This window comes from Streptomyces sp. NPDC096339 (genome assembly GCF_044762985.1).
GTDB lineage: Bacteria > Actinomycetota > Actinomycetes > Streptomycetales > Streptomycetaceae > Streptomyces.
Genome location: NZ_JBIWFI010000010.1, coordinates 185,531 through 205,860, shown reverse-complemented (window position 1 = coordinate 205,860; position 20,330 = coordinate 185,531). Strand labels below are relative to the sequence as shown.

The 20,330-nt window shown below is 74.0% G+C and carries 19 protein-coding genes and 3 tRNA genes; 12 read left to right on the top strand and 10 right to left on the bottom strand.

All coding sequences use genetic code 11. The features are described from left to right. Window positions 1–61: 61 nt before the first annotated feature. The gene (locus ACIQ5Y_RS16570; RefSeq protein ID WP_403880297.1) at window positions 62–778 is read right to left on the bottom strand and encodes a hypothetical protein; all 717 of its coding nucleotides are present in this window, start codon (window positions 776–778) and stop codon (window positions 62–64) included. Window positions 779–856: 78 nt separating this feature from the next. Between ACIQ5Y_RS16570 and ACIQ5Y_RS16565 the strand changes: the two genes are divergently transcribed. After that, window positions 857–1,414, top strand: a complete 558-nt coding sequence (locus tag ACIQ5Y_RS16565) for a hypothetical protein (protein ID WP_403880333.1) — start codon at window positions 857–859, stop codon at window positions 1,412–1,414. Between the two features lie 15 nt (window positions 1,415–1,429). Here ACIQ5Y_RS16565 and ACIQ5Y_RS16560 read toward each other — a convergent pair whose 3' ends face one another. Beyond that, window positions 1,430–2,140 carry an esterase/lipase family protein gene (locus tag ACIQ5Y_RS16560; RefSeq protein WP_403880295.1) on the bottom strand — a complete coding sequence of 237 codons (711 nt, stop codon included), beginning with the start codon at window positions 2,138–2,140 and terminating at the stop codon, window positions 1,430–1,432. 212 nt (window positions 2,141–2,352) lie between these two features. Here ACIQ5Y_RS16560 and ACIQ5Y_RS16555 point away from each other — a divergent pair, with 212 nt between their 5' ends. After that, window positions 2,353–3,390 carry a rod shape-determining protein gene (locus ACIQ5Y_RS16555; protein ID WP_384746244.1) on the top strand — a complete coding sequence of 346 codons (1,038 nt, stop codon included), beginning with the start codon at window positions 2,353–2,355 and terminating at the stop codon, window positions 3,388–3,390. Then, window positions 3,387–4,952: a GAF domain-containing protein gene (locus ACIQ5Y_RS16550; RefSeq protein ID WP_403880293.1), complete on the top strand. Its 1,566-nt coding sequence runs from the start codon at window positions 3,387–3,389 to the stop codon at window positions 4,950–4,952. The genes ACIQ5Y_RS16555 and ACIQ5Y_RS16550 overlap by 4 nt, the downstream gene beginning before the upstream one ends. Window positions 4,953–5,085: 133 nt before the next feature. Here ACIQ5Y_RS16550 and ACIQ5Y_RS16545 read toward each other — a convergent pair whose 3' ends face one another. Beyond that, entirely contained in the window at window positions 5,086–5,526 is a 441-nt protein-coding gene (locus tag ACIQ5Y_RS16545; RefSeq protein WP_403880291.1) for an Lrp/AsnC family transcriptional regulator, read from the bottom strand. A gap of 69 nt (window positions 5,527–5,595) precedes the next feature. On the opposite strand from ACIQ5Y_RS16545, the gene ACIQ5Y_RS16540 reads away from it, so the two are divergent. The 3 genes from ACIQ5Y_RS16540 to ACIQ5Y_RS16530 all read left to right on the top strand — a co-directional run bounded on the left by ACIQ5Y_RS16540 (window position 5,596) and on the right by ACIQ5Y_RS16530 (window position 8,442). Continuing rightward, complete coding sequence (locus ACIQ5Y_RS16540; protein WP_403880289.1) at window positions 5,596–6,312, top strand: LysE family transporter; 717 nt, start codon at window positions 5,596–5,598, stop codon at window positions 6,310–6,312. Between the two features lie 98 nt (window positions 6,313–6,410). Beyond that, window positions 6,411–7,064, top strand: a complete 654-nt coding sequence (locus tag ACIQ5Y_RS16535; protein WP_403880287.1) for a hypothetical protein — start codon at window positions 6,411–6,413, stop codon at window positions 7,062–7,064. Between the two features lie 19 nt (window positions 7,065–7,083). Continuing rightward, a complete protein-coding gene (locus ACIQ5Y_RS16530) occupies window positions 7,084–8,442 on the top strand; it encodes a carboxyl transferase domain-containing protein (RefSeq protein ID WP_403880285.1) in 1,359 nt (452 codons plus the stop codon). Here ACIQ5Y_RS16530 and ACIQ5Y_RS16525 read toward each other — a convergent pair. Together ACIQ5Y_RS16525 and ACIQ5Y_RS16520 are read right to left on the bottom strand one after the other, a co-directional pair. Next, entirely contained in the window at window positions 8,439–9,512 is a 1,074-nt protein-coding gene (locus tag ACIQ5Y_RS16525; protein ID WP_403880283.1) for an esterase-like activity of phytase family protein, read from the bottom strand. The two genes, ACIQ5Y_RS16530 and ACIQ5Y_RS16525, sit on opposite strands and share 4 nt — an antisense overlap. Before the next feature lie 123 nt (window positions 9,513–9,635). Beyond that, on the bottom strand, window positions 9,636–10,448 hold the full coding sequence (locus ACIQ5Y_RS16520; protein ID WP_403880281.1) for an AraC family ligand binding domain-containing protein: 813 nt from the start codon (window positions 10,446–10,448) through the stop codon (window positions 9,636–9,638). A 49-nt stretch (window positions 10,449–10,497) separates the two neighbouring features. Between ACIQ5Y_RS16520 and ACIQ5Y_RS16515 the strand changes: the two genes are divergently transcribed. Continuing rightward, window positions 10,498–10,860 (top strand): cupin domain-containing protein, encoded by a 363-nt coding sequence (locus ACIQ5Y_RS16515; protein WP_403880279.1) that lies wholly within the window; start codon window positions 10,498–10,500, stop codon window positions 10,858–10,860. A 405-nt stretch (window positions 10,861–11,265) separates the two neighbouring features. Here the strand turns inward: ACIQ5Y_RS16515 and ACIQ5Y_RS16510 are convergent, their stop codons facing one another. Further along, entirely contained in the window at window positions 11,266–12,534 is a 1,269-nt protein-coding gene (locus ACIQ5Y_RS16510) for an MFS transporter (RefSeq protein WP_403880277.1), read from the bottom strand. Between the two features lie 214 nt (window positions 12,535–12,748). Here ACIQ5Y_RS16510 and ACIQ5Y_RS16505 point away from each other — a divergent pair, with 214 nt between their 5' ends. The 3 genes from ACIQ5Y_RS16505 to ACIQ5Y_RS16495 all read left to right on the top strand — a co-directional run bounded on the left by ACIQ5Y_RS16505 (window position 12,749) and on the right by ACIQ5Y_RS16495 (window position 16,863). Then, complete coding sequence (locus ACIQ5Y_RS16505; RefSeq protein ID WP_403880275.1) at window positions 12,749–13,906, top strand: glutamate--cysteine ligase; 1,158 nt, start codon at window positions 12,749–12,751, stop codon at window positions 13,904–13,906. Between the two features lie 155 nt (window positions 13,907–14,061). After that, window positions 14,062–15,678: an MFS transporter gene (locus ACIQ5Y_RS16500; protein ID WP_403880273.1), complete on the top strand. Its 1,617-nt coding sequence runs from the start codon at window positions 14,062–14,064 to the stop codon at window positions 15,676–15,678. Window positions 15,679–15,789: 111 nt separating this feature from the next. After that, on the top strand, window positions 15,790–16,863 hold the full coding sequence (locus ACIQ5Y_RS16495; protein WP_403880271.1) for a hypothetical protein: 1,074 nt from the start codon (window positions 15,790–15,792) through the stop codon (window positions 16,861–16,863). On the opposite strand, the gene ACIQ5Y_RS16490 is transcribed toward ACIQ5Y_RS16495, so the two are convergent. The 4 genes from ACIQ5Y_RS16490 to ACIQ5Y_RS16475 all read right to left on the bottom strand — a co-directional run bounded on the left by ACIQ5Y_RS16490 (window position 16,853) and on the right by ACIQ5Y_RS16475 (window position 18,279). Continuing rightward, window positions 16,853–17,539 (bottom strand): GAP family protein, encoded by a 687-nt coding sequence (locus ACIQ5Y_RS16490; protein ID WP_403880269.1) that lies wholly within the window; start codon window positions 17,537–17,539, stop codon window positions 16,853–16,855. The genes ACIQ5Y_RS16495 and ACIQ5Y_RS16490 overlap by 11 nt on opposite strands. A 327-nt stretch (window positions 17,540–17,866) precedes the next feature. Then, window positions 17,867–17,940, bottom strand: a tRNA-Ile gene (locus ACIQ5Y_RS16485). 188 nt (window positions 17,941–18,128) lie between these two features. After that, window positions 18,129–18,201 (bottom strand) — tRNA-Asn (locus ACIQ5Y_RS16480). Between the two features lie 5 nt (window positions 18,202–18,206). Continuing rightward, a tRNA-Asn gene (locus ACIQ5Y_RS16475) sits at window positions 18,207–18,279 on the bottom strand. Window positions 18,280–18,424: 145 nt separating this feature from the next. Between ACIQ5Y_RS16475 and ACIQ5Y_RS16470 the strand changes: the two genes are divergently transcribed. Continuing rightward, window positions 18,425–18,727: a YtxH domain-containing protein gene (locus ACIQ5Y_RS16470; RefSeq protein WP_403880267.1), complete on the top strand. Its 303-nt coding sequence runs from the start codon at window positions 18,425–18,427 to the stop codon at window positions 18,725–18,727. A gap of 116 nt (window positions 18,728–18,843) precedes the next feature. Continuing rightward, complete coding sequence (locus tag ACIQ5Y_RS16465; RefSeq protein ID WP_403880265.1) at window positions 18,844–20,316, top strand: FGGY family carbohydrate kinase; 1,473 nt, start codon at window positions 18,844–18,846, stop codon at window positions 20,314–20,316. Window positions 20,317–20,330: the final 14 nt, after the last annotated feature.

Genomic DNA, 20,330 nt, shown 5'->3' with positions numbered 1-20,330 from the left:
CCACCGGCCGGCCCGGCCCGGCGGGCGTCGGGGCCGGCTCAGGCCGGCAGGGCGCCTCGGGTCACCAGCAGAGCGGGTTCCACCAGGAATTGCACTTCGTCTTCGTCGGCGTGGGTGTGGGCGTCGGGATCCCGGTGCCCACCGGCGTCGGGGTGCCCGAAGCCGCCCCGCTCGGCGAGGGCTTGCCCTTCTGCTTTCCGGACTTCGACGGGCTGGGGGAGCCCGAGGGCGTCTCCGACAGCGTCGGCGCGGGTATGGAAGCCGTCGGGCCCGGTGTGAGGCTCACGGGCGCGGCCTTCTTCGTGGGTCCGGCGGCGACCTTCGCGGTCGCCTTGCCGCCCGGGGCCGAGGGGGCGCCCGAGGTCGGCAGGTCCGGCAGCGGAGCGGGCTGCTGCGGGCCGTCGTCGGTGAGCACCACCTCGGAGGCGCGGTCGGTGCGCTCCCCCTCCGCGGTCATCCGGACCACCAGCAGCGAGGCCGCGGTGGCGAGCAGCACCCCGAGGGTGACCGTCAACGCCATCCGGCTGCGTCTGCGGCGCTCGGCGCGGCGGCGCGCACCGGCCCTGCGCTCGTTCGGGACGGACAGCGTGACGAGCGAGTCCGCGAACACGTCGGCCAGCGCGGTCGGCGCCTCGGGCACCGGCGGCACCGCGTATCCGGGCGCCCCGGGGCTCCCGGCAGCGGGCGGGGCTGCGGTCAGGTACTCGGCCGGGGTCCCGCAGCCGGCGCACGCCAGTGCGCCGTTGAGGTGCCTCCGACAGGCAGGGCAATAGCTCATAGCGCCCGCAGGCTACGTGGTGATCGGCTACATCCGGATCCCGAGAACGTAAGGATCCTGTGTGGAATCGTGTCCTCCATGACCTTCTTCGGGCCCGCCGCCTTCCAATTGGTGCTGCTCAGGCGGATGGCGGACTTCCAGCCGGAGCTCGCGGACGAGGCCCGCCGCCGGCTCGGCGCCTCCCTCGCGGACCAGCGCGAGGCCAACAAACGCTGGCAGGCGATGGTCCGCTCGCCCCGCTCCCGCGGCGCCCTGGCCCGCTACCGCTCGGTGCTGGGCCCGCCCGAGTCCGCCGAACGTCGCACGATCGGCGACCTGGAGTGCGAGGCCCTGCTGTGGCCGGTGCCGCTCTGGCCCGACCTGCGTTTCGAGGTGCTGGCCGCGCCGGACGGGGCGGTGTGGAACGAGTGGCTGGTACGGGCCCCGGGCGCGCGTGGACCCGTACTGGAGACGGCGGCGGACCTGCGGCCCTGGTCGGCGACGGTGGACGAGGTGGCGCGGGCCTTCGCCCCGGTGCGGCCGATGGAGGGCACCGCGCCGACGCGCTGGCGCCTGGCCTTCGAGGTGCCGGGCGGGCCGTGCGTGGCGGAGTTCACCTACGGCCTGCTCCAGCGCGTCTCGACCCCTGCCGATTAGGGGGTGTCCGGTGGATCAGGAGGCCAGGAAGGCCCGTACGCCGGCCGAGGTGGCGTCGTCGCCGAGCAGGTCGTTGTGCTTCAGGCAGCCGACCGGCGTGTTGGCGGCTCCGGCGAGGGGGACGCTGGAGTCCGGGTTGACGACCTCGTCGCAGTTCGACCAGAAGGTCGCGTACTTCACGGCGCCCGGGGTCTCGTCCCCGCCGTTCAGGTTCTTCATCACGTACGACCCGGGGGTCATGTCCCGGCAGGCCTGGTCCCACAGGGCGCAGGCCCACGCGGTGGAGGTGCCGTGGTTGGGGCCGGCCAGGGAGACCCAGTGGTCCACGGTGGCCCCGCCGCCGCCGAACTTCACGTACCAGCGGCTCACCAGCGAGCCGAAGGAGTGCGCGACCACGTCGACCTTGGCGGCGCCGGTCTGCCTGCGGACGTCCTCGACGTAGGCGGCGAGCCGGCCGGAGAGGACCTCGTTGACCGACTGGTGGGTGTCGTAGCCGAAGGAGAAGAGCTCCGAGTCGGCGTACCCGGCGGCGCGCAGGTCCTCGCGGAGGGCTCCCCAGACGCCCGGGTCCGCGTTGTAGCCGTGCACGAAGACCACCGGACGGTGCGATGACGCCCGGTCAGGGGTCCCGGCCCCGGCCCGGTCGGCGGCATGGGCCGCCGGGGGCGCGAGCAGCGCGAAGCAGAGCGCCAGGAGCGCCGGCATCCTCTGGCGGGTCGTCAGCATCGGGTCCCCTTTACCTTGTTACGCGTGAGTAGCGCGTGCGGTGCGGGCATGGTGCTGCCTGTCGGTACAGAAATCCACCCCCTTGCAGCCTCGACACACCCCCCGGCCGGAGCAGCTCAACGGGCGGTAAGTCCGAAATGCCCGAGATGATATGAAAAGCGACCGGCAGTTCCGTCGGTCTTCTTGCGTCAGCGCTCTCGGGAGGATCTGCCGTGACCGTCAGTCTTGAGCAGTTGCGCCGCTGCCACGTCGCCGTCGACCTGGGGGCGGCCAGGACCCGCGTGTACGTCAAGGGCGCCGGCCTCGTGGTCGACGAGCCCAGCTGCGCCGCGGTGAACACGCGGACCGGCGCACTCATCGCCGTGGGGACCTTCGCCGAGCGGATGACCGGCCGCACACCCGACTACATCCGGGTCGTGCGTCCCGTCTCCGGCGGCACCGTCGTCGACATCGAGATGGCCCAACGCATGCTGCGCCACCTGCTCGGCGAGAAACTGCGCCGCGCCCTGCGCCGCAAGCCGCGACTGCGGGCCGCCGCCTGCACGCCGCACGACGCGGACCCGCTGGCCCAGCGGGCCGCCGTGGAGACCCTCGTCGGGCTCGGCGCCCGGCGCGTCGAGCTCGTCGACACCCTGATCGCGGCGGCCGTCGGCTGCGGACTGCCCGTGGAGCAGCCGACCGCGACGATGATCATGGTGTGCGGGGCCGCGGCCACCCAGGTGGCAGTCCTCTCCCTCGGCTCCATCGTCACCGCCGTACGGGTCCCCGTCGGCGGCGAGGCCATCGACCACGCCGTCGTCCAGCACCTGCGCCACGCGCACGAGCTGATGCTGCCCAGCCAGGCGGTCCGACCGCTCCAGCTGGCCCTGCACGGCGCCGGGATCACCGGCGACGGACCGGCCTCCACCCTGATCCACGGCCGCGACGTGGCCACCGGGCTGGCCCGCTCCGTCCACGTGGACACCGCGGCCGTGCGCGACGTCATCCGCACCCCGCTGACCGCCGTGCTCGACGGCATCGGCAAGGTGCTCCGGGACTGCCCGCCGGACCTGGTCGCCGACCTGACGGACCGGGGGATCATGATGGTGGGTGGCAGCGCCCTGCTGCCCGGGCTGGACCAGATGCTGCGGGACGCCACCGGAATGCCCGTGGCCATCGCGGAACGGCCGGACGTGTGCGCCGTGCTCGGTCTCGGCGCGATGCTCGAAGGGAAGATCGCCCCCATGGTTCTCAACCCACTGGCCGGATGACCGACGTCGGGCAGCAGCCCGAGGACGAGGCGGCGAGCCTCCCGGTGCTGCTGGAGGCGGTGCTCAGCGTCGGCTCCGAGCTTGAGCTGCGCACCACCCTCCAGCACATAGTGGACTCGGCGGCCGAGCTGTGCTCCGCGCGGTACGCGGCGCTCGGGGTCGTCGACCCCGAGCGCGTCCGGCTGACCGCGCTGTTCACGGCCGGGATGACCGAGGCCCAGCGGGCCGCGATCCCGCACCTTCCGGACGGCCGCTCCGGGGTGCTCGGCGCGCTCGTCACCGACCCGCGCCCGCTCCTGCTGGACGACCTCACGGAAGACCCCCGCGCGGCCGGCTTCCCGCCGGGCCACCCGCCGATGCGCGGCTTCCTGGGCGTCCCGATCCGGGTGCACACGGAGGTCTTCGGCAACCTCTACCTGACCGAGAAGCGCGGCGGCGGCGCGTTCACCGACGAGGACATCGCCCTGCTGCGCGTCCTGGCCTCCCAGGCCGGGATAGCGATCGGCAACGCCCGGCTGTACGAGACCGCGCGCCGCCGGGAGCGCTGGATCGAGGGCGCCGCCGCCGTCACCACCACCCTGCTGGCCGGCCGGCCCGCGGCGGACGCCCTGATGTGCGTGGCCGAACGGGCCCGGCTGCTCGCGGACGCCGCGGCCGGCGTGGTGCTCCAGCCGACCCCCGAGGGCGGCATGGAGATCGTGGCCGCCTCCACGCACGGGGACCCCGGAGACCTGGTCGGCACGGCGATCGCCCCCGGCAGCCCGGTCCTGACGCAACTCCTGGGCGGCGAGCCGGTCTTCATAGAGGACTCGGCGACCGACCCCCGGATGACCACGCACGTACGGGAGCGCTTCGGCCCCAGCATGATGCTGCCGCTCCAGAGCGGCGGCCAGCTGATCGGCACCCTCGCCCTGCCGCGCGCCCGCGGCGGCCCTCCGTACGACGCCGTGGACCGGCTGCTGGCCTCGCAGTTCGCCTCGCAGGCCGCACTGGCCCTCGTACTGGCGGACGCCCAGCACGACCGTGAGCAGCTGGCCGTCTACGAGGACCGCGACCGGATCGCGCGGGACCTGCACGACCTGGTGGTCCAGCGGCTGTTCGCGACGGAGATGATGCTGGAATCCACCCGGCGGCGTTCCTCGAACGCGCCGAGCGGGGACACGGTCGGCGAGGAGCTGAGCCGCGCCGTCGACGAACTGGACTCCACCATCCAGGAGGTCCGGACGGCCATCTTCGCCCTCCAGCAGCCACCGACCGACGCCCCGACGACCTTCCGGGGCCGGGTCCTGCGCGAGACGGGAGGGGCGGCGGTCCTGCTCGGCTTCCAGCCGTCGGTGCACTTCGCGGGTGCGGTGGACGCGCTGCTCCCGGACCCGGTGGCGGCCGACCTGCTGTCCGCGCTGCGCGGCGCCCTGGCGGCGGCGCACCGGCGCTCGGAGGCCACCTCCATCGACGTGGAGATCGACGCGACCCCGTCCCGGGTCAGGCTCACCGTGTCGGACGACGGCCGCACGGAATCCGGTGCCCGGGGCACGACGGCGACGTGGGAGAGCGCGCTGTAGGTCTCTCTCCCGGGTGCGCAAAGCCCAGCCCCTCCGGCGCTTGAGGAGCGGAGTCCGGGGCGGAGCCCGGTTCGGGAAGGGGCGGGGTGGGGAACGGCTCCGCGCAGCGGCGCACACCGCCCCGCACCGGGGGCTACGTCCGCGACGGGCGCGTGGCCGCGCGCAGCGCGATCCGGGTGCTCGACTGCGCCACCCCCGCGTCCCTTTTGAGCCGCCGCAGCAGCCCGTCCAGCGCGGCCGGATCGGCGGCGCGGGCCCGTACGAGGTAGTCGTACTCCCCCGTCACGTGCACCACCTCCGTGATCCCGGGCAGTTTGGCGACCCGCTGCTCGAACTCCTCGTTGGTGGTGTCCTGGCGCAGCGTGAGGTCGATGAAGACGACGAGCCCGCCCCGGGTGTCGGCGGCCGGGTCCACGACGACGGTGAACCCGCGGATCACCCCGTCACGGCGCATCCGGCGCACCCGGTCGGCGGTGGCGTTGGCGCTGAGGCCGACACGGGTGCCGAGGTCCCGGTACGAGATCCGCGCATCCTCCTGCAGGATGCCGAGGATTTCCCTGTCGAGGCGGTCCATGCCGCGATTCTCGCAGTCGGGCCCGGTATTCGCCCGCGTCCCCGCGCCCCGCCCCCCGAACCTCTCGGCATGACCGAACTCCTCTCCCCCACCCTGGGCGGCGCGGCGGCGGGCCTCGGCGTGGCGATGCCGATGGGCGCGATGAGCGTGCTGCTGCTCCAGGAGGCGATGCGCCACCGCCGCACGGCGATGGCCGCGGCCGCGGGAATCGCGGCGGTGGACCTCGCCTACGCGGCCCTCGCCACCGGCCTGGGCCCCTGGGTGGCCTCCCACATCGCCCCGGTCGAGGCATGGGTCCGCCTGGCCTCGGCGCTCATCCTCCTCGGCATCGCCGCCCACGGCCTACGCACCGGCTGGACGGCTCCGACCCCACCGGCGGCCGAGCCCCGGGGCCCGGCGACTCCAACCCCTCCGGCGTTTGAGGAGCGGGGTCCGGGGCGGAGCCCCGGTCGTCCGGCCCCGCCCGCACCCTCCGGCCCCGCCCGGCCGGCCAAGGCCTTCGCCCGGTACGTCGGGCTCACCGCCGTCAACCCCACCACCGCCCTCTACTTCGCCGCCCTCACCACCGCGCAGGGCGCGAGCCTCGCCACCGGAGCGGCCGGAGCCGCGTTCCTGGTCGGGGTCGGCGCCGCCTCGCTCCTCTGGCAGCAGGCTCTGGTCGCCGTCGGCGCCCTCGCGGGGGCCCGCATCTCCGACACCGCCCGCGTCTGGACCTTCCGCCTCGGGTACGGTCTGGTCGCCGCCTACGCCATCAAGATCGCCTTCCCGCTGCCGACCCCGGGGTGAACGCCGGGGAGCCGGCGGGGCGGGGTCAGGGGCCGCTCGGGGTCATCTCGGGGTGATGCCGGATACGCCCCCGCACCCCGGGCGGAAATGATCGGTACATGACCACTCGACCCCTGCAACAACGCGAACCCCGCGAACCCCGCCGGCCGGCCGCCCTCACCCGGGCCGCCTTCGTCTCCGCGCCCCTGTGCATCCTGGCCTACGGTGCCATCCGGCTCGGCGACCCCGGCCACGGTCCGGGCCCCGCCTGGACCACGGGCCACATCGCCCTGCTGGTGGGGGTCCTGCAGTTCGCCCTGGTCTTCCCCGCACTGCGCCGGATGACCGCGCCCGCGACCGCCGCGGGCCGGGCGAGCGCCGGGGCCGCGGCCCTGTTCGGTCTCGCCGGCACCCTGGCGGTCGTCGTCCAGGCCGCCATCGACCTGGTCGTCGGCCTGCGCGCCGCCGACCGGCCGGGGATGGAGCGGCTCTTCGAGGAGGTCCAGAGCCACCCCGGGGTGCTGCCGGCCGTCTACACCGTCGGCCCGACGCTCTTCTACGTCGGCCTCGTCTGGCTCATGGTCCAGCTCGCCGTCCGGCGGCGCGTCGGCGCCTGGCGTCCCGCCCTGGTGGTGCTGGGCACGGCCACGATGGCCGTGAGCCTCGACCTGATGCCTCTCGGGGGCCTCCTCTTCGCCATCGCGCTCCTTCCCCGGGGCCTCCCCCCGCTGCGACCCCTGAGCACCCCTCATCTCCCGGGCCGGCCGGCGTGACACCGCCTAGGGTGACCCCGTGACGACGACCCGCCTCTCGGCCCGCGCGGCCATCGCCTCCGTGACCGACCCCGGCAGCTTCGCCGAACTCCCCGCTCCCCGGCGGGAGTCGGGGCCGGACGGCCCCCTCGCCTGGGAGGGCTACGACGACTCCCGCGCCCGCGCCACCTCGCGGACCGGGGAGCAGGAGTCCGTCGTCACCGGCACCGCCCGCATCGGCGGGCGGGAAGCGGCCCTGATCTCCTTCGAGTTCGGCTTCCTCGGAGGGTCCCTCGGCGAGCGCACCGGAGACCGGCTCGAAGCCGCCTACACGTACGCCCGGGAGCACCGCCTCCCCCTCGTCTCCCTCATCGCCACCGGCGGCTCCCGGATGCAGGAGGGCATGCTCGCGCTGACCCAGCTCCAACGCGTGGCCCGCCAGTGCGTGCTGACCCGGGCGGCCGGGCTCCCCCAGCTCGCCGTGCTCCGCGACCCCACCACCGGCGGCGGCTGGGCCACCCTGGGCGCCGGGGCCGACGTGGTCCTCGCGCTCCCGGGGGCCCAGGTCGGCTTCGCCGGCTCCCGGGTGCGCCCCGCGGACGCCGATCCGGCGGCCTACTCCGCCGAGGGGCAGTACGCCGCCGGGCACGTGGACGCCGTGGTGCCCGCGCCCGAGCTGCCCGGCGCCCTCGCCGACTGGCTGCGCGTACTGACCGCGCCCCGGCCCGCCGGACCCGTCGAACCCCCTCGCGCACTGGCCGCCGCGGAGCCCCCGCACAGCGGCTGGGAGGCCGTCCGGCAGGCCCGGCACCCCGACCGCCCGCGCGCCGGGGCGTACCTGGACGCGTACTTCGAGCTGCGCCTGCCGCTCTCCGGGGACCGGGCCGGCGGCACCGATCCCGGCATGCTGTGCGGGTTCGGGCTGCGCGAGGGGCGGGCCGTCGCGTACGCCGCCCAGTGCGGGACCGCGACCCGCCCGGCGGGCTACCGTACGGCCGCCCGCGTCATCCGCCTCGCCGACCGGCTCGGCATCCCGGTGCTCACCCTGGTGGACACCCCCGGCGCGGCCAACGACGCGGCCGCCGAACACGCGGGCGCGGGCCCCGCCATCGCGGACACCTTCGCGGCGCTGGCCGGCGCGACCGTCCCCGTCACCACCCTGCTCATCGGCGAGGGCGGCTCGGGCGGCGCGCTCGCGCTGGCGGCGCCGGGGAACACCTGGGTCACCCCGGACAGCTACTTCTCGGTGATCGCCCCGGAACTGGCGGCGGCCATCCTCAAGCGCCCCCCGGCCGCCGCCCCCGCGACGGCCGACCAACTCCGCATCCGCCCCCAGGACCTGGTGGCCCTGGGGGTCGCACGCGGCATCGTCGCGCCCTCGGACAGGTCCGGGTCCTAGAACAGCCGGCGCTTCGGCAGCTTCACGTCCGCCGTGTACAGGCGGGTGATCTGCTGCGGGAACTCGTTGTCGTCACTGGCCAGCAGCAGCCGGACCCGGTCGATGCCGTCTGCGTCCATCACGACCATGCCCTCGACGTTGTCCACGAGGGGGTGGTTCTGCGGCAGCTTCGACGGGGCGCCCAGCGTCGGGCAGTCGTTGAAGTCCCCGATCGGGGTCTTGCGGGCGAGCCTCAGCCCCGGCCCCTCCGTCAGCGTCGGCACCTTCGAGGTGTCGCTCGCGAACAGCGGATCGGCGACGTACAGCCGCACGGTGATCGCGAACTCCCTCGTGAAGCCGCGCTCCAGCACGATCAGCCGCCCGTCGCGGGTCGGCGCGAGCTCGACGAGTCCGTGCCCCGCGTCCACCGGATAGGCGAACTGGCGGCCCAGGACGAACTCCCCGCCGCGCCGCTCCCAGGTCTGGATCCGCTGGAGGGTCCGGCCCTGCGCGTCCTTGCCGTCCCCGGCCAGCCCGCCCTCGACGCCCGCGACCAGCGTGTGGCCCCCCGGCAGCAGGGTGAGCGACTCGAAGGTCGTGTTGACGGCGGCCCGGCCCTGCGGCGCGAGGCGGAAGTCGTCCGGGATCGGCAGCGTGCCCAGCACCCGCCCGTCGCGGTCGTAGCGCCTGATGGCGGGCGTGGTCTCGTCCGTGATCAGGTACGACCCGTCCCGGTCGACGACGATCCCCTCCGAGTCGATCACCTTCCCCGCGCCGTCCGTCAGCGGCAGCCGCCTGGTCGCCGTGGCCGTCGGGGTGTCCCCGCGCCCCACCTTCAGCGAGTAGAGCGCCGACTTGTCGGAGACGGCGGCCACCGTGCCGTCCTTGTCGACGGCGAGGCCGGAGATCCCGCCGACGAGCTTCCCGTCGAGGAGGCTCTTGTCCAGCGAGTCGGAGTAACCCGCGACGGTGAGGTACGGGGAGCAGGCGCCCCCGCCGGCCGGCCGGGCCGCCGCGGAAGCGGGCGGCACGAGCGTGCCGCAGAGCGCGGCGGCGGCCACCGCGGTGGTGGCGAGCGTACGAAGGCGCATGAAGGCCTTCCTCCTGGTTCGACGGGATGACACACGGGTTGGAACTGCCGAACTGTCATATGCCGAACAGAAAGAAATGGGAAGACCCCGCAACGCGACGGCAACGAACCCGCCAACTCCGCTTCACAACCTCCCGGATCGGGCGAACCGGGCCGGACCGACCCCCACGTGCCGCCCGAAGTGCCGCGTCAGGTGTGCCTGGTCGTAGAAGCCGGCCGCCGCGGCCGCGGCGGCCGGCCCCATCCCCGCCAGCAGCAGCCCGCGCGCCAGCGCCACCCGCCGCCCGGTGAGGTAGGCGTGCGGCGGCAGCCCGTACGCCGTGCGGAAGCTCCGGATCAGGTGCGTGGGATGGACGCCCCCCAGCTCCGCCGAGGCCTCCTCCAGAGTGATCCCCTCGACCACCCGGGCGTCGAGCAACTCCCGCAGCCGTACGGCGAGCCCCGCCCCCCGCGGCCCGTCCGCGGGCACCTCCCTCCCGGTCAGCCACCGCCTCAGCCGCTCCTGTACGAAGGCCAGCCGCGACTGGGCCTCGAACGGGTCCCGCTCCGCCAGCGCCAGGTGCAGCCCGTGCACACGCTCCCGCAGCGCGGGATCGGACAGCAGCGGGGCGTCGACGGCGGCCCCGGTCAGCCGCTCCGGCAGCACGGAGGTGTCCAGGTACAGCACCCGCTTGCGGAAGCCGGCCTCGGTCACGGTCCGCCCGTCGTGCACCACCCCGGGCGGCAGCAGGGCCACTTGGTCCGAGACCCCGACCCCGTGCCGCTCCCGGTCGAGGGCGAAGTCGACGCGCCCGCCGTCCAGGACCATCAGCGCCCAGGTGTCGTGCACGTGGGCGGGGTACGCGTGATCGGTGAAGCGGGCGTGGAAGACCTCGGCGATGCCGTTCACCGGTGGCCGCCAGGCGGAAACGGTGCTGCGCGGGCGTAAGGGGGCCATGTCAGGAACGTACAAGACCGCGGCGCGGCCACCCCGGCAGGCTGTCCGCATGACGACACCGAAGGTCAACATCGCCGAGAAGCTCGCCGGCTTCACCGAGCACTGGGCCCCGCGCCGCATCGCCCGCGTCAACGACTACGAGGTCAAGGTCGCCAAGTTGCGGGGCGAGTTCGTCTGGCACGCCCACGAGGACACCGACGAGCTGTTCCTGGTGGTCAGCGGCACGCTGACGATCCGGCTGCGCGACGGGGAGGTGGTCCTCGGCCCCGGCGAGATCCACGTCGTCCCGCGCGGGGTGGAACACTGCCCGGTCGCCGACGAGGAGGTCGAGCTCCTGCTGTTCGAGCCGTCCGGCACCACCAACACCGGCACCGCGGGCGGCACCCGCACCTGCGAACCGGTGGACGCGTAACGCCTCGGGCGCCGGACAACGGGCCGGGCACCGCACCGCGAACAGCCGCACGCCGACGCCCACGACCCCACCGCGCCGGGCCGGCCGGGGCCCGGCGGCACCTCCGAGCAGGGCTCGGCCGAAATCCAGCCCCGCCGGCGTTTGAGGCGCGGGGGTCCGGGGACGGAGCCCCCGCAACGGCGCCGCACGGCACGACCGCCCGGCGCAGCGCCCCGTGCGCGGCCGGCCCGGCGGCACCTCCGAGCAGGGCTCGGCCGAAATCCAGCCCCGCCGGCGTTTGAGGCGCGGGGGTCCGGGGGCGGAGCCCCCGCAACGGCGCCGCACGACACGACCGCCCGCCCCGGCCCGCACCGCGCAGAGGCGGCCCCTGCCCGGCGGGTCCCGGCGGCCCAGCGGTCCCAGCGGCTAGGCCTGGGGCGAACGCGCGTCGTAGCGTGCGAAGCCCCGCCAGCGCAGGGCCAGCAGCCCCAGCACCAGCACGCACGCCAGGCCCCCGCCCGTGACCGCCACGGCGGGGGACGTCAGATCGGCGGCGGTCCCGGCGAGGAAGTCCCCGAGCCGGGGCCCGCCCGCGACGACCACGATGAACACGCCCTGCAACCGGCCCCGCATCTCGTCCGGGGTGGCGGCCTGCATCATCGTGCTGCGGAACACCATCGAGATGGTGTCGGCGCACCCGGCCAGGGCCAGGAAGAACAGCCCGAGCCACAGGTTCCGGGTGAGCCCGAAGACCGCGATGGCCAGCCCCCACCCGGCCACGGACAGCAGGATCGCCAGCCCGTGCCGGCGGATCCGCCCCTGCCAGCCCGAGAACAGCCCGCCCAGCAGCGCCCCTACGGCGGGCGCGGCCACCAGCAGGCCGACCGTCTTCGCGTCGCCCCCGTACCAGAGCCCGGCGACGGCCGGGAACAGCGCCTTCGGCTGCGCCAGCACCATGGCGGCCATGTCGGAGAAGAAGGTCATCCGGATGTTGGGCCGGGTCCCCAGGAACCGCAGGCCGTCGAGGACGGAGGCCCGCCCCCGCGCGCCCTCCGCCCGGTCCGGCTTCATCGAGGGCAGCCGCCACATCGCGTACAGCGCGGCGGTGAAGGTCACGGCGTCGATCAGGTACGCGGCCTGGTAGCCCCACCAGCCGACGATCAGCCCGCCCAGCATCGGGCCGATCATCGTCCCGGAGGTCATGGTCACGGAGTTCAGCGCGTTGGCGGCGGGCAACTGCTCGGCCGGCAGCAGCCTCGGGATCATGGCGGACCGCGCCGGTCCGGCGAGCGCCCCGGCCACCGCCTGGAGCGCGACGACGGCGTACAGGAACCACACCCGGTGGTAGTCGAGCAGCGCGGCGGCGGCGAGCGCGACGGACAGCGCGGCGGAGCCGAGGGCGCTGTAGAGGCCGAGCTTGCGCCGGTCCAGGGTGTCGGCGATGGCGCCGCCGTAGAGCCCGAAGACGACGAGCGGGACGAGCGCGAAGAGCCCGACGAGGCCGACCGCGAAGCTGGAGCGGGTGATCTCGTAGACCTGGAGCGAGATCGCGAGGGCGGTCATCGCCTGCCCGAGCCAGGAGATCGTGCCTCCGACCCACAGCCGCCGGTAGTGCACGGAGGTGCGCAGCGGGGTCAGGTCGGCGAATATTCGCTGCCGGGAGCGCGGGCGGGTGGGCGTGGTCGTATCGGGCACAGCGGATGATAACCACCGGCCCGCCGCCCCTCCGAGCCGATTTTGCGGCGTTCACACACCGGCAACAGTCGCCCCACCCGGCTCCGGGATCCCGGAGCGGGCGGATTCTTGCCGCTAACCCGCCACTATCACCGGACATTTGACCGAATCGCCGTGCGCTACTCACCTCTCGTTCAGCTCATGATGAAAAGACTCGTATGTCCAGGGAGGCGCAGTGATCGAACCTGGCAACAGCACCACGAGCACCGGCACCGCGCAGAACACGGTGCGTACCACCGTCCCCCTCACCGTCGGAGTCGAGGAGGAGTTCCTCCTCGTCGACGCCCGCACCTTCCGGGTGGTCCCCGCCGCCCCGCTCGTCCTCGCCACCGCCGGCGGACTGCCCGGCGAACTGCACCCGGAGGGCACCCGCTACCAGGTGGAGATCTCCACCCCGGTCGCCCACTCGGCGGATTCGCTGCGTACGGAGCTCGCCGCGCTGCGCCGCACCCTCGGCCGCGCGGCCCGCGCCCACGGCTGCCGGCTGCTGGCCGCGCCCTCGCCGGTCGTGGCCGTGGAGGGGCCGCTCCACCTCACCGACGACGAACCGCGCCAGCGCGAGCAGCACCGCCGCTTCGGCGCGCTCACCGACACACTGGTCAGCTGTGGCCGCCACGTCCACGTCGGCAGCCTCGACGAGGACACGGCCGTCGCGGTGTCCAACCGGGTCAGACCCTGGCTGCCGACGCTGATCGCGCTGGCCGCCAACTCGCCGTTCTGGGGCGGCCGTGACACCGGTCACGCCAGCTGGCGGGCGATGGCCTGGTCGGGCTGGCCCTCGGCGGGACCGCCCCCGCACTTCACGTCCACGGCCCACTTCCGGCGCTCGGTGCAGACCCTGCTCGGCTCGGGGGCCGCCCTGGACACGAAGATGGTCTATTGGGACCTGCGCCCTTCGGGGCGCTGGCCGACGCTCGAACTCCGGGCGCCCGACATGTCCCCGGACATCGACGGAGCCGTACTGCAGGCCGAGCTGACCCGTGCCCTGGTGGCGACGGCCCTGCGCGAGATCGCGGAGGAGCGCCCCGATCCACCCGTACGGGACGACGTACTGCGCCTCGCGCGCTGGCGGGCCGCGCACGACGGGCTGGAGGGCTTCGGCCTCGACCCGTACACGGGGGCGGAACTCCCCGCGGCGGACTTGGCGGAGGCCCTGCTGGACCGGGTCGCCCCGGAACTGGCCGAGTCGGGCGACCTCGACCACGCGGCCAAGACCCTGGGCGGCCTGCTGCGCGACGGCTCGGGCGCCCACCGCCAGCGCGCCGCCTTCGCCCGCCGCCAGGACCTGAACGACGTACTGCGCCATCTGGCGGACGAAACGGAGAACTTCTAGCCGGACCGCCGAACTGCCGGGCACCGGCCGCCGGGTACCGGCGATCCGCGGGAATCCCCGGGCCGCAGGTGTGGGCGTTCCACACCTGCGGCCGTGCGGCTGACCGCGCGGCGGGTCGGCCCCGCGGGCCCGTGGACGGCTGGAAGCATGCATCCATGTCACCCCGGGCAGGCACGGCCGAGAGTTCGGCGAAGTCACGCATCGTCCTGTTGACGCTCGCGTCCGGGCAGTTCCTGATGGCCCTCGACAGCTCCGTCATGAACGTCTCCATCGCCACGGTGGCCGAGGACGTCGGCACGAGCGTGACGGGCATCCAGGGCGCGATCACCGCCTACACCCTGGTCATGGCGATGTTCATGATCCCCGGAGGCAAGGTCGGGGCGCTGATCGGCCGCAGACGCGCGTTCGTGATCGGCTGCTGCATCTACGGAGCCGGCTCCCTCACCACCTCGCTCGCGCCGAACCTCACCGTGCTGCTGCTGGGCTGGGCGCTCCTGGAGGGGATCGGGGCGTCGCTCATCCTGCCCGCGATCGTGGCCCTCGTCGCCGGCAACTTCTCCGTCGAACGCCGCCCCGCCGCCTACGGGCTCGTCGTGGCCGCGGGGGCGATCGCGATCGCCGTCGGGCCGCTCATCGGCGGCGTCGCGACGACGTACTTCTCCTGGCGGTGGGTCTTCGCCGGAGAGGTCGTGGTCGTGCTGGCCATCCTCGCGCTCGCGCGGCGCATCGCGGACGCCCCGCCCGGTGAACGCCGGCGCATCGACTTCTTCGGCGCCGTCCTCTCCGCGCTCGGGCTCGGGGTCCTCGTCTACGGGGTGCTCCGGTCCGACGAATGGGGCTGGTTCAGGCCGAAGCCCGACGCGCCCGCGTGGATCGGGGTGTCCCTGACGACGTGGCTGGTACTGGCGGGGCTGGCGCTGCTCTGGCTCTTCCTGCGCTGGGAGGCCGCGGTCGTCGCCCGGAGCCGCGATCCCCTCGTCGATCCCGGGCTGCTGGAGAACAAGCAGCTCACCGGCGGCCTGACGATGTTCTTCTTCCAGTACCTCGTGCAGATGGGCGTGTTCTTCGTCGTCCCGCTCTACCTGTCCGTCGCGCTGGGCCTGTCGGCGCTGGCGACCGGCGCACGCCTGCTGCCGCTCTCGGTGAGCCTGCTGGCGGCCGCGATCCTGATCCCGCACTTCCTCCCGGACGTCTCACCGCGGCGGGCGGTGCGGCTCGGGATCCTCGCGCTGCTCGCGGGAGCGGTGGTCCTGATGGTCGCGCTCGACCTGGACGCCGGCCCGGAGATCGTCACCATCCCCCTGCTGCTGATCGGGCTCGGCATGGGGGCGCTGGCGTCCCAGCTCGGGTCGGTCACGGTGTCCGCGGTGCCGGAGGCGCAGAGTGCGGAGGTCGGCGGCGTACAGAACTCCGTCACGAACCTCGGCGCCTCGATCGGCACGGCACTCGCCGGATCGATCATGATCGCCGCCCTCACCTCTTCCTTCCTGACCAACATCGAGGCGAACCCGGCGGTCCCGGACAGCGTGACGAGCCAGGCGACCGTCCAGCTCGAGAGCGGCGCACCCTTCCTGTCCGACGCCCAGCTGAAGACCGCGCTCGACGAGGCCGGGACGAGCCCGGAAGTGTCCCAGGCGGCACTGGACGCGAACGCAGAAGCCAGGCTCGACGGCCTGCGCGCGGCGCTCGCCATCCTGGCCCTCGCCGCGCTCATCGCCCTGTTCTTCACCCAGCGGATCCCCACGACCCAGCCGCGCTCCCCCGAGCCGTAGGGTCTGTCGTCACACTCCCGTCGTCGCCCTCAGTCGCGGGGCAGACGGGAGTGTGACGACGGACCCCGGCCCCCGCATGCGGGGGCCGGGCCGTCCGCGCAGCATGGAGGCATGGCCGACCTCCCGGCACCGGGGAGCCGTACGCCGGCATCGGCGCACGCCGCGCCCCGGGCACGGATCCGGATACCCGTCGAAGCGCTCCTCCGCGGGCGACGGCCCGGAGCGCCCCGGGCCGCCTCCGCGGCCCTGGCGGCCCTCCTCGCGGCGGCCCTGACCGCCGTGCCGGGCGGCCCCGCCCATGCCTTCACCGGCGACAACCACGAGGCCGTCACCCGCGCCGCGCTGCCCTGGGAGCCCGTCACGCTGACCGCGATGGCCGATGCCCGCGACGGGGCGATCAACGCGAACGACCACCCGCCCTACTTCGACATCGGCCCCCTGCACTGCGACAACGCCGACTACCTCGCCCCCCGCTACGCCCCCGCCTACCCCCGTACCCGGGACGAGGCCACGACCGAGCTCCTCGCCTGCATCCGCACCTCCGTCACCCGCTTCCGGGGCGCGGTCCGGGCCGCCGACGGCCTCGTCGACGCCGAGGGCAAGGTCCGCGCCGACCAGAGCGACCTGTCATCCCCGTGCACCTGGGACGGGAAGCCCGACCGGGCCAAATGCGGCGTCCTCGAACAGCTGGGCCGCGGCTGGCACCAGCTGGAGGACTTCTACTCGCACTCAAACTGGACCGACCGCCCCGCCCCCGGCCCCGTATCCCTCGACAACCCGCCCGGGCTGGGGCGTTCGGCCCCCGCGCCCTTCCTCGACATCCGCCGCTACAGCGCGATGGAGGACGCCGAGTGGACCTCGGACGCGCGTGCGCGCATCCCGGCGGACCTCGCCACCGGCTGCTATCCCGACGTCGATTCCACCGGCGTCAGGTCCCCCGGCTGCGAGGGCCGCGTCCCGCACAACCGCGTGCTGAACAAGGACACCGCCGCGGCCGCCCGCTCCGGGACCGACGACAACTTCGGCCACGCGACGGCCGGAGCCACCGCCGAGATCACCCGCCAGTGGAACGACTTCAAGGCCGACCTCCTGGCCGCCTACCCCGACCACGACCGCGGCGCACAGATGGTCTGCGCCCTCACCCACGACGATCCGGCCGCAGCCTGCCCCGGCCTCAGGAAGTGAGCTCGTAGAGGGTCCTGCCCACGATCCACAGGCCGAGGGCCAGGCACGAGACGATGATCGCCGGTTCCTTGTGGCGGTCCAGCCAGTCGCGCAGGTTCGTCAGGGCGAGATGGGCCCGCTCCGGCGCGAACACCATGTACAGCTCCATGGTCAGCAGGGTGGCGCTGGCGAGCACGCAGAAGGCCAGGAGCACCAGGAAGGACTCGCTGTGGGAGAGGTCCGCCTCCACCACGGTGGTCGCGGCGAGGCCGACCATGCCCCAGGGCTGGAGGAGCACGGCGAGCGTGGCGGCGGACCAGACCGTGGCCTGGTCCGTGCGCGAAGTGATGGCGTTCTTGGAAGGCGCCGGCTTCGCCTGCACCGCAGCACCGCCGGCCGCGGCCGCGGCCGCTCGCCGCCGACGCCGCTTGCGCTCGCCGTACACGATCAGTCCCAGTCCGAGGAGCAGCTTGACCGCGAGCACGGCGGTGGAGGGCGGGGACCGCGGCGGCGGCGGTTCACCATCGGTGAGGAGCAGCACGATGGCGATCACGACCACGAGGCAGGCGAGCCAGGCGAGGATGAACGCCAATCCCTTCCACACCCCGCGGGGCGCCGACACGACCAGCACGAAGGCCAGGATCGGCAACGGGTACAGCGTGATGACCAGGCCGATGAGGAGCAGGTCGAGCACCATGGCAACGCCCCTTCAACCAACCATCGCGGCCGCTCCGGTCCTACGCCGCGAGGACCTCGGCCTTGCCCTTGCCCTCGGCCTGCTCGAACCGGCCTCCCGCGACGTCACCGCGGTTCCCGAGCCCGGCGGGCACGGCCCTCCCGGCAGTCCCATCCTCGGTCCATCACCTGGTGATCGCCACGCAGGCGGGATCCGTCCAGACCGGCCGTACGAGGAGCCTCCGCGGTGATGAGCACCACACGGACCCCGCGCCCGCCCCACCGGCACAACAACCCCTGAAAACACCGAAGCCGCAGGCGAGAACGTTTCTTCGCCTGCGGCTCGCAGTGGGGCGGGTGGGACTCGAACCCACGGCCGACGGATTATGAGTCCGCTGCTCTAACCGGCTGAGCTACCGCCCCTTCACGGCGTGGCGCGTACATCTGTGCGCGCCGTCTGCCGCAGCATAGCCGCTCATACGATCTCCTGCCTCGGATGCCTCGCATGATCGGCTTCGCCTGTTCAGAGAGACCGCCCTGAGGGCTGCCCGGTTCCAGGTCCGGGCAAAAAAGAAGAGGACCCGCTGGGGGCCCTCTTCTTCTCTTGCTTGCTCCCCCGGCTGGACTCGAACCAGCAACCCTCCGGTTAACAGCCGAATGCTCTGCCAATTGAGCTACAGGGGATCGCGCTCCCCCGACTGGACTCGAACCAGTAACCTGCCGGTTAACAGCCGGCTGCTCTGCCAATTGAGCTACAGGGGATTGCTGCGGTGCATCGAACGGCCCACCTCCGGCCTTGCCGGGGGGCGAGCGCCCGTTGCGAGTCATAGATTAGCGCAAGCAGGGGGGTGCTCCGCCAATCGGTATCGACAGCAGGCCGGGCACCACACGACGAAGGGTGGCAGGCATGCGGTACAAGGCGACGTTCCTGGCCGGACTGGCCCTCGGTTACGTGCTCGGGACCCGGGCCGGGCGCGAGCGGTACGAGCAGCTGAAGAAGTCCGTGCGGGAATTCGCGCAGAACCCGGCGGTGCGCAATGCCGCCGAGACCGCGGGGCACACCGGGCGCGTCTACGCCGGGAAGGCCTTCGCCGCGGTGAGCGAGAAGGTCGGCGACGCGGTGCCGGACTCCCTGGCCGCTCGGGTGCCGGGGTTGCGGGACCGCCGGGCCTCCGGCTTCGAGGACGACTGGGGCACCAGCAACACCTGAGTCGTACGTAGTGATCCGTGAGGTTCCCGGGGCCGGTGAGGTCCCGGGAACCTCACGGGACTTCCGGCCACTCCGGAGAGGTCGGTACCGGTCGTATGTGCGGCAGAATTCTCCGCATGGGGATAGTCGCCGGGCTGGACAGCTCTTCAGCCTTCACTCGCATCGTCGTCTGTGACACCGAAACCGGTGCCGTCCTGCGCCAGGGCTACGCGCCCCATCCGCAGCCCGCGCCAGAGGCCGACGGAGCCAACCCCTACGAGACCGACCCCCAGGCCTGGCTGCTCTCCCTCGGCGAGGCCGCCGGCGGCGGGCTCCTCGAAGGGGTCCAGGCCATCGGCGTCTCCGCCCAGCAGCACGGTCTGCTGCCGCTCGACGCGCAGGGCGCCCTCGTACGTCCCGCCCTGGTCGGCAACGACAAGCGCGGCCAGGTCGCGGCCGCCGACCTCATCGACGCCTTCGGGGGCCGGGCGCCCTGGGTCGAGGCCGTGGGCTCGGTCCCGCACTCCGCGCAGCCCCTCGCGAAGCTGGCCTGGCTGGCCCGCAACGAACCCGAGGCGGCCCGGCGGGTGGCCGTGCTGATGTCCCCGCACGACTGGCTGGTGTGGCAGCTGCTGGGCCGGCCGGCCCGGCGGACCACCGACCGGGGCGGCGCCTCCGGTACCGGCTACTGGTCCCCGGCCACCGGAGCCTGGCGGCCCGACCTGGTCGAGCTCGCGCTCGGCCACCGGGCGCTGCTGCCCGAGGTGCTCGGCCCGGCCGACGCCGCCGGGACCACGCCCGAGGGGCTGCTGATCTCCGCGGGCACGGGCGAGACGATGGCCGCCGCCATGGGGCTCGGGCTGGGGCCCGGCGACGCCGTGGTCTCGCTCGGCGCCTCCGGTTCGGTGATGGCGGTGCACCACGAGGCGCTGTCGGAGCCCGGCGGGCTGATCACCTCGCTGGCCGACGGCACCGGCATGCACCTGCCCGTGGTGAACACCTCCAACGCCGTACGGGCCCTGCGCGGCACCGCCGAGCTGTTGGGCACGGACCTGGAGGGGCTGAGCGAGCTCGCCCTGAAGTCGACGCCGGGCGCGCACGGCCTCGTACTGCTCCCCTATCTGGAGGGTGAGCGGACTCCGAACCTGCCGCACACCGCGGGGACCCTGTCGGGGCTGCGCCGGGACTCCATGAAGCCGGAGCACCTGGCCCGGGCCGCCTTCGAGGGCATGCTGTGCGGGCTGGTGGACGCGCTGGACGTGCTGCGTTCGCGCGGGGCCGCGATCCGCCGGGTGTTCCTGCTGGGAGCCGCGGCCGAACTGCCCGCCGTACAGGCCGCGGCCCCGGGGCTGTTCGGGACGCAGGTCGTCGTACCGGCGCCGGCCGACTACGCGGCGCTGGGCTCGGCGCGGCAGGCCGCGTGGGCGCTCGGTGTGGCTCAGGGCACCCTCGCCCCGCACACTCCGCCGGTCTGGCCGGCCGCGGCGGCGCAGGTGTTCGAGCCGGGCGAGGACCTCCCCGCCGGGCAGGCCGTTCGCCAGCAGTACATCGCGACGCGGGAGCAGATCCACCCGGGCGCGTTCCAGGGTTCCGGGGCTCCGCAGGCGTAGGGCGGCGGGCGCGG